Annotated in this window: 8 protein-coding genes; all 8 read left to right on the top strand. The window is 64.3% G+C overall.

From position 1 onward, the window contains the following. The first annotated feature begins 8 nt into the window (after positions 1–8). The 8 genes from WMO44_RS10240 (at position 9) to WMO44_RS10275 (ending at position 7,850) form a co-directional block, all read left to right on the top strand. Positions 9–1,793: a portal protein gene (locus WMO44_RS10240; RefSeq protein WP_349152521.1), complete on the top strand. Its 1,785-nt coding sequence runs from the start codon at positions 9–11 to the stop codon at positions 1,791–1,793. Position 1,794: 1 nt separating this feature from the next. Next, the gene (locus tag WMO44_RS10245; protein WP_349152522.1) at positions 1,795–2,721 is read left to right on the top strand and encodes a ribosomal-processing cysteine protease Prp; all 927 of its coding nucleotides are present in this window, start codon (positions 1,795–1,797) and stop codon (positions 2,719–2,721) included. A gap of 24 nt (positions 2,722–2,745) precedes the next feature. Next, positions 2,746–3,744, top strand: a complete 999-nt coding sequence (locus WMO44_RS10250) for a N4-gp56 family major capsid protein (protein ID WP_349152523.1) — start codon at positions 2,746–2,748, stop codon at positions 3,742–3,744. 10 nt (positions 3,745–3,754) lie between these two features. After that, a complete protein-coding gene (locus WMO44_RS10255) occupies positions 3,755–3,967 on the top strand; it encodes a hypothetical protein (RefSeq protein WP_005927203.1) in 213 nt (70 codons plus the stop codon). 74 nt (positions 3,968–4,041) lie between these two features. Continuing rightward, positions 4,042–4,425, top strand: coding sequence for a hypothetical protein (locus WMO44_RS10260; RefSeq protein WP_005927206.1), 384 nt, complete (start codon positions 4,042–4,044; stop codon positions 4,423–4,425). A 12-nt stretch (positions 4,426–4,437) separates the two neighbouring features. Beyond that, positions 4,438–6,318, top strand: a complete 1,881-nt coding sequence (locus WMO44_RS10265; protein ID WP_349152524.1) for a hypothetical protein — start codon at positions 4,438–4,440, stop codon at positions 6,316–6,318. Then, entirely contained in the window at positions 6,306–6,491 is a 186-nt protein-coding gene (locus WMO44_RS10270) for a hypothetical protein (RefSeq protein ID WP_112090412.1), read from the top strand. The genes WMO44_RS10265 and WMO44_RS10270 overlap by 13 nt, the downstream gene beginning before the upstream one ends. 18 nt (positions 6,492–6,509) lie before the next feature. After that, positions 6,510–7,850: a cell envelope biogenesis protein TolA gene (locus WMO44_RS10275; RefSeq protein ID WP_349152525.1), complete on the top strand. Its 1,341-nt coding sequence runs from the start codon at positions 6,510–6,512 to the stop codon at positions 7,848–7,850. Positions 7,851–7,925: the final 75 nt, after the last annotated feature.

The following is a 7,925-nucleotide window of genomic DNA, read 5'->3' on the forward strand; positions in this document are numbered from 1 at the left end:
GAAAGATTATGGAAGATACAAGAGCAGAAGCTTTGCCCATCGGCGCGGCAGAGGCGGCGGCTGCATTGCAGACGCTGCAGCGCTACAAGGCGGGCAAGGCGGCGCTGGACAAGCGCCTGATCGATAACGAATTGTGGTTCCGCATGGGACACTGGAAAAACTACCGCGACCCGCTGATGCCCGGCAAGGCGCAGCCCTCCAGCGGGTGGCTGTTCAACAGCATTGCCAACAAGCATGCCGATGCCATGGACAACTACCCCGAGCCCATGGTGCTGCCCCGGGCGGCAGACGATCAGGCCACGGCGCAGGCACTTTCCAGCGTGCTGCCGGTGGTGCTGGAGCAGGCGGATTACGAGCAGGTGTACAGCGATGTCTGGTGGCGCAAGCTCAAGCAGGGCACCGGCGTTACCGGCATCTTCTGGGACCCGGCGGCGCGGGGCGGGCTGGGCGACATTGCGGTGCGCAGCGTCAACCTGCTGATGCTCTACTGGGAGCCGGGCGTGCAGGATATTCAGGACTCGCCGGACTTGTTCCACCTCAGCCTTGAGGACACCGCCCGGCTGACCGCGCAGTATCCGCAGCTGGCGGGGCACGCCGCCGGGGTGGTGGACGTGCCCCGGTACATCCACGAGGACGGCCAGACCACCGCCAACAAGAGCGTGGTGGTGGACTGGTACTATAAGCGCCCGGACGAGAACGGCAAATTGCGGCTGCACTACTGCAAGCTGTGCAACGGCGTGGTGCTGTATGCCAGCCAGAACGACCCGGCGCTGGCGGCGCGCGGATTGTACGACCACGGCAAGTACCCCTTTGTGTTCGACCCGTTGTTTGTGGAGGAGGATTCTCCCGCCGGGTTCGGCTACATTGATGTGATGAAGGACTGCCAGAACGCCATTGACCGGATGAACCACGCCATGGACGAGAACGTGCTGCTGGCCTCCCGCCAGCGGTATGTGCTCAGCGACACCGCCGGGGTGAACGAAGAGGAGCTGGCCGACCTGAGCCGGGACATCGTGCACGTTGTGGGCCGCCTGAACGAGGACAGCTTTCGTCCGCTGCAGACGGCGGGCTTGCAGGGCAACAGCCTGAGCTACCGCAACAGCCGCATCGAGGAGCTGAAGGAGATCAGCGGCAACCGCGACCTGACGCAGGGCGGCACCAGCGGCGGCGTGACCGCCGCCAGCGCCATCGCTGCCTTGCAGGAGGCGGGCAGCAAGCTGAGCCGGGATATGCTCAAGAGCGCCTATCGCGCCTTTGCAAAGCAGTGCTACCTTATCATTGAGCTGATGCGGCAGTTCTACGACGAGCAGCGGGTGTTCCGTATTACCGGGCAGCGCGGCGAGAGCGAATTCGTGCCCTTCTCGGCGCAGGGGCTGCGCGCAAAGCCTGTGCCCGCCGTGGGCGGGGTGGAGCTGGGCAGCCGGGAGCCTGTCTTTGATATCGTGGTCAGCGCCGCCAAAAAGAGCACCTTCAGCCGCCTGTCCCAGAACGAGACCGCCAAAGAGTGCTACAAGCTGGGCTTCTTTGACCCCGCAAACGCGGACGCTGCCCTTGCAGCGCTGGAAATGATGGACTTTGAAGGGGTGGAAAAGGTGCGTGCCCGGGTGCGGCAGAACGGCACGCTGGCGCAGCAGCTGTTGCAGCTGCAGGGGCAGATGGCAAGACTGTCTGCTGCCCTTGCCCAGCAGCCCGGCGGCACCCAAACGGCGCAGGACACTGCCGGTCTGACGGCACAGCTGCCGGTGGCGGCGGCTGCCCGCGCCATGAACTGGAACGGAAAGGAGGTGAAGTGAGATGATCAAGGTATGTTACAGCGAGCTGGACGGCCCCAAGGGGCTGAGCCTGCGGTTGGAAGCCGCCGGTCACGCGGGCTACGCGCCCGCCGGGCAGGACATCGTATGCGCTGGCGCAAGCACCCTGATGCAGGCGCTGGTGTACCTGCTGGCAGGGGAGGAGAACGCCCGCAGCGATGCATGGGACGAGCCGGATGGACCGCGCCTTGCCGTGGCGGTGCAGGCCCCGGTAGCACCGTGGGTGCAGGGTGCATTTGAACTGGCCAAGGCGGGCTTTACCCTGCTGGCAGAGCGTTACCCGGACAATCTGCGCTTTGCGGATGTGAGCCGCAGCGGACAGCAGAGCATGATGGACTTGCAGCTGTTTGCGGAAGGAGAAAATGCACCCGCGCTGAGCCCGGAGCAGAGCCGGCAGGCAGTGGCTGCGGGCACCCTGAAGCCGGAAGCCCCCGCTGCGCAGCCGGAAGCGCCCCGGCAGACCCCGGCAGAGCCGGAGCCGCAGCCGGAAACACCCGCACAGCCGGAGCGCCCGGTATTGCCGCCTCTGCCGCTGCCGGTGCAGAACACGGTGCGCAGCCTGCACGCCCGCTGGGCGGCAGAGGAAGCCGCCATGCGCCGCAGCCAGCCGGGCTTTGACCTGAAAGCAGAGCTGAAGAACCCGGAGATGCGCCGTCTGATGCAGCTGCCCGGCATGCGGGTGCAGGACGCCTACCGCCTTGCCCACTACGAGGATGCCCTGCGCACCACGGCACAGACCGTGGAGCAGGGGGTAGTGGAGCGGGTGCAGCAGCGCGCTGCGCGTCCGCTGGAAAACGGCCTGCGTCCCGGCGCTGCCGCCTCGGTACGGCCGGACGTAGCCGCCATGACCCGCGCCCAGCGGGAGGCTTTGGAGCGCCGTGTACTGCACGGTGCACAAATTGAACTTTAACCCGACAGGAGAAAGGAAAAAAGCATGATGAATTTCAACATTCAGCTGTTTGCGGACGCGCAGACCAACACCACCGGCACCATGTCGGTGGAGATGAAAACCTTTTACGAGAAGCGCCTGATCGATCAGGCAGAGCCGCGCCTTGTGCACGACCAGTTTGCGGATTACTACCCTGTGCCCCAGAACGGCGGTAAGACCATCGAGTTCCGCAAGTATGACAGCCTGCCCAAGGCCAGCACCCCGCTGACCGAGGGCGTTACCCCCAACGGTCAGGCGCTGAACGTGACCAGCATCACCAGCGACCTGCACCAGTACGGCGGCTGGACCCCGCTGACCGATGTGCTGCAGATGACCGCCATCGACAACAACGTGGTGCAGGCTACCCGCGTGCTGGCAAGTCAGGCCGGCCGCACCATGGACAGCATCACCCGCGATGTGCTGGCGGGCGGCACCAATGTCATTTACGCCCCCAAGCTGGGCGCAGACGGCACCGAGACCGCCGTTACCAGCCGCAAGGCGCTGGACAAGAGCTGCACCCTGACCCCGAAGCTGTTCTTTCAGGCGGCGGCGCAGCTGGGCGCAATGAACGCTGACCCCATCGGCGACAGCTACGTTGCCATCATCCACCCCTATGCGGCCTATGACCTCAAGACCTGCAAGGAGTTCATGGAGGTGCACAAGTACGCCGACCCCGACACCATGTTCCGCGGCGAGATCGGTAAGCTGGGCAATATCCGCTTTATCGAGACCAGCGAGGCCAAGATCTGGAAGGATGATACCTGCCCGGCGGGTTTTGCGGTATTCGGTACCCTTGTGCTGGGTGCCCACGCCTATGGCGTGACCGAGCTGGAGGGCGGCGGCCTGGAGCACATCGTCAAGCAGCTGGGCTACGGCGATGACCCGCTGAACCAGCGCGCCTCTGTGGGCTGGAAGGGGATGCGCGCCGCCGAGCGTCTGGTGGAGCAGTACATGGTGCGCATTGAGAGCGTGTCCAGCTACTCCGCCACCGCTGCCGCCAACTAAGGAGGTGCCCATGGCTGAAAAGAATGTGCGCATCCGGCTGTTCAAGGACAACAGCCGCTACAAGGGCGATCTGTTCGTCAGTGTCAACGGCGTGAACTACAAGATCCGCCGTGGCGTGGAAGTGGAGGTGCCGCCCGCTGTGGCCGAGGTGCTGGAGCACAGCCAGCGTCAGGACGAGCTGACCGCTGCCCGCATTGCCGCTGCGGAGAACGCGGCGCAGTAAAATCTGCAATATCAACGCTGCCCGGCTGGGAGAAATGCCCCCGGCCGGGCTTTTTATAAAAAGGATGTGATGAGATGACCATAGGAGAGGCTTTGGAGCGTGCCGAGCAGCTGCGCCCAAACTGCCGCATTGAGACCGAGACCCGGCTGCAATGGCTGCGGGAGGCGGACGCCCTGCTGCGCACAAAGCTGTTTGACCGCGCCGCCGCCGGGGCGTTTGACGCAGTGGGCGCAGACCGTCCGTGGGAGCAGCCGGTGCAGGACGACCAGACGCTGCTGGCACCGCCGCCCTTTGATGCGCTGTACCCGCACCTGCTGTGTGCGCAGATGGATGCCGCCTTGGGCGAGACCGACCGCTACGCCGGGGAGCAGGCGCAGTACAACGCCCTGTATGCAGAGCTGGCGGTCTGGCTGCGGCAGAACTACCCGCCCCGCAGCCGGGCGCAGTGGCGCTGGTAAGGGGGTGAGGCCATGGTACTGGCAGACAGAATGCGGCTTGCCAACACCCGGCAGCTGCTGCGGGCCTTTGGCGGCCTGAACGAGACTTACGGCTGCTCGGAGGCAGAGTACAGCGCCGGAGTGAACTTTTCCACCCGGGATTTTCCCGCACTGAGCACCCGCACGCCCCGCCGCAAACTGCGGGCGCTGACCGGACTGAACGGGATGTACCACCTGAACGGCCTGCTGACGGTCTGCGGGCGGGACATCGTTTATACCCCGGACGATGCCGCCGTCCCGGCGGTGACGAAGCAGGACGCCGTGACCGATGGCCGCAAGGCGTTGGTGGGCATCGGCACAAAGATCCTGATCTTCCCGGACAAGCTGGCCTTTGATACGGCAGACGGCAGCGTGACCGCACTGGGAGCACTGTGGACGGCGGCGGGCAAAAGCGTGACCTTTGCCCCCTGCGATGCCGCAGGCAAGACCTATCAGGTGGAGGACTTTGGCCGGGACGAGCCCGCCGAACCCGCAGACGGACAGCTGTTTTTAAAGGTAGAGGATGCCGACCATCCGTGGCGGTACGACAGCACGCTGGAGATGTACAGCAAAAACTCCGGCAGCTGGGCAACCGTCCCGTTGGAATACTGCCGCATCACGGCGGCAGGGCTGGGCAAGTTGTTCCGTCAGTGGGACACCGTGACCGTGCAGGGTGCAGCCGCCGAGGCGGCAGGACAGAGCCCGGAGCTGAACGGAGACCAAATCGTGTATGACGTGGGCGAGGACTGGCTGCGGGTGCGCTGCACCCCACAGGGCGAGTATTTCTACGGCACACTGGTGCAGAACGCCGCCGCCGCCCAGTGGCAGAGCATGGACGGCAAACAGCACCGCAGTGTGGAAGCTGTGCAGACGGTATCCATGGAGCGCCGGGTGCCGGAGCTGGATTTTGTGACCGAGTGCGACAACCGGGTGTGGGGCTGCAATAGCAGGGAGAATGTTATCTACGGCTGCAAGCTGGGCGACCCCACCAACTGGTTCAGCTACCGGGGCATCGCCGCGGACAGCTACGCCGTCACCGTGGGCAGCGACGGCGCCTTTACCGGGGCGGCTTCCTGCATGGGCTATGCGCTGTTCTTTAAAGAGAACACCCTGCACAAGCTGTACGGCTCCAAGCCTTCGGACTTTCAGCTTTCCAGCCTGCGCTGCCGGGGCGTGGCAAAAAATGCCGCTCGTAGCTTGTGCGTGCTGAACGAGACGCTGTATTATCTCTCGCCGGACGGCGTTATGGCGTGGGACGGCAGTCTGCCCACCAAGGTGTCCGGTGCGCTGGACGCCGCAAAGCTTGCCAACGTGCAAAGCGCCGTGGGCGGTGCGCTGGATGGCCGGTACTACCTGCACATCTCCCGGGAGAGTGCGCGCTTGCTGGTCTACGATACCGAGAAGGGACTATGGAGCGAGGAGGACGTCTGCTCCTGCGATATGACCAGCACCGGCGGGCAGCTTTATCTGTGGGACGGGCAGGCGCTGTGGGCGGCAGACCCCACCCGTGAGCCGGACTGGCAGACCACCGACGGCGTGGAGACGGACATCCCCTTTGAGCTGGTCACCGGCGATGTGGGGCTGGACGGCACCGAACAGCGGTATCTTTCCCGGCTGACTTTGCGGCTGGACGCCGAACGCACCAGCACGGTAGAAGTGGCGGTGAGCTATGACGGCGGCGCGTGGGAGACGGTAGCCTCTCTTGCCACCCAAGGCAGCCGCCGCAGCTTTGACCTGCCCTTTGTGCCCCGGCGGTGCGGGTCGCTGCGGCTGCGGCTGCGCGGCAAAGGACAGATCACCCTGCGCAGCCTTGTGCGCACCATCGCCCCGGCAAAGGGAAAATTATGGGAGGAGGATGCCTCATGGCAAGCATGAACGGCCTGAGCAAGCTGGGCCTGCCCAAGCTCAGCGATAACATGGACCCGGAGGATGCCCGGGCACTGCGCAGCTATCTGTACCAGATGCAGGAGCAGCTGCAGTATGTACTGACCAATCTGGATACGGAAAATATGTCCGACACCCTGCGCAGCAAGCTGCAGGGATTATAAGAACGAAAGGAGAATTTTATGGCATCCAAAAAGAAGGAGGAGCTGCTGCAGCCGGACGTGCAAACGCAAGCGCAGCCTGCCGCACAGTCCGCTTACAGCACCGAGGGGCTGAACAGCCGCGCCGATGTGGAAAAGGCCATGGCAAACGCCAGCTACCGCCCCAGCCAGCAGGTGACCGATGCTGCCGATGCCCTGAAGCAGTGGCAGCAGAACCGCCCCGCAGACTACCAGAGCAGCTATCAGGACAGGATCAACGAGCTGCTGGGGCAGCTGCTGGAGCGGGAGAATTTTCAGTACAGCTACACCCGTGACCCGCTCTACCGCCAGTATGAGCAGCTGTATACCCAGAACGCCCACAACGCCAGCGCGGACGCGGCGGCGCAGGCGGCAGCCCTGACCGGCGGCTACGGCTCCAGCTATGCCACCAGTGCAGCGCAGCAGGCCTATCAGCAGCAGATCGGCGGGCTGTCCGCTGCCATTCCTACGTTGTACAGTCTGGCGCTGGATACCTACCAGAGCGGCGGCGAGGAACTGGTGAACCGGCTGGACCAGCTGAACGGACAGGAGCAGAACGCCCAGACCCTGTATGACCGTCAGCTGCAGGACTACTACACCCAGCTGCAGCAGAAGGGCGAGGCCTACAACGATGCCTACGCCAAGGACTACGGCCAGTATCAGGAGCACCTGAACCGGCTGGACACCCTGCACGGCTACTACACCGCGCAGGAGCAGGCGCAGATCAATCAGCGCCAGCAGGCCTTTAATAATATCATGACCGTGCTGGGCATCATCGGGGATGTGGTGCAGCTGGCCATCAGCGGTACTACCGGTCTGGGCAGTCTGGCGGGCAGTCTGATGAACACCGGGTACAACATCTACGCTGGCAACCGCGCCTATGAGGCCGAGCGTGCCGACACCCAGTGGAGCCAGCAGATGCAGGAGAAGCAGCGGCAGGACGCACTGACCCAGCAGCAGTACGACAACACCGCCAGCGAGCGCGCCTATCAGGATGCGCTGAAGCAACAGGCCTTCAACAATAACGTGACCACCCAGAAGCTGAACATCGCCAAGGGTGAGTGGGCACTGAAGCAGGCTAACGCCCAGCAGAAGGCCGCACGGGCCGCCAGCAGAGCAGCGACTGCGGGCACAAGGTCCGGCAGCTCCAGCAGCGGAAAGGCCACCGGCAGCAGCGGCTCTGCTTCCGGCGGCAGCCGCAGCACTGTCAGCGCCGGGGTGCCCTACACGGCAGCGCTGCTGCGCAGTCAGGGCAAGAGCGATGTGGCCATCACCTCCGCCCTGCGGCAGGAGAGCTATACCCCCGCCCAGATCGCAAAGATTTTACAGGAGATGAATAAATAAGAGAAAAGGCACCCCGGCGCTGACAGTGCTGCGGCTGCCGCCGGAAGCAGAGCCGCTGCTGCCGGTGGCCTTTCC

This window comes from Faecalibacterium tardum (assembly GCF_040096515.1).
Taxonomy (GTDB): domain Bacteria; phylum Bacillota; class Clostridia; order Oscillospirales; family Ruminococcaceae; genus Faecalibacterium; species Faecalibacterium tardum.

Coding starts and splice junctions, on each gene's coding strand:
- WMO44_RS10245 (WP_349152522.1), top strand. CDS start 1,795: ATGATCAAGGTATGTTACAGCGAGCTGGACGGCCCCAAGGGGCTGAGC.
- WMO44_RS10240 (WP_349152521.1), top strand. CDS start 9: ATGGAAGATACAAGAGCAGAAGCTTTGCCCATCGGCGCGGCAGAGGCG.
- WMO44_RS10265 (WP_349152524.1), top strand. CDS start 4,438: ATGGTACTGGCAGACAGAATGCGGCTTGCCAACACCCGGCAGCTGCTG.
- WMO44_RS10260 (WP_005927206.1), top strand. CDS start 4,042: ATGACCATAGGAGAGGCTTTGGAGCGTGCCGAGCAGCTGCGCCCAAAC.
- WMO44_RS10255 (WP_005927203.1), top strand. CDS start 3,755: ATGGCTGAAAAGAATGTGCGCATCCGGCTGTTCAAGGACAACAGCCGC.
- WMO44_RS10275 (WP_349152525.1), top strand. CDS start 6,510: ATGGCATCCAAAAAGAAGGAGGAGCTGCTGCAGCCGGACGTGCAAACG.
- WMO44_RS10250 (WP_349152523.1), top strand. CDS start 2,746: ATGATGAATTTCAACATTCAGCTGTTTGCGGACGCGCAGACCAACACC.
- WMO44_RS10270 (WP_112090412.1), top strand. CDS start 6,306: ATGGCAAGCATGAACGGCCTGAGCAAGCTGGGCCTGCCCAAGCTCAGC.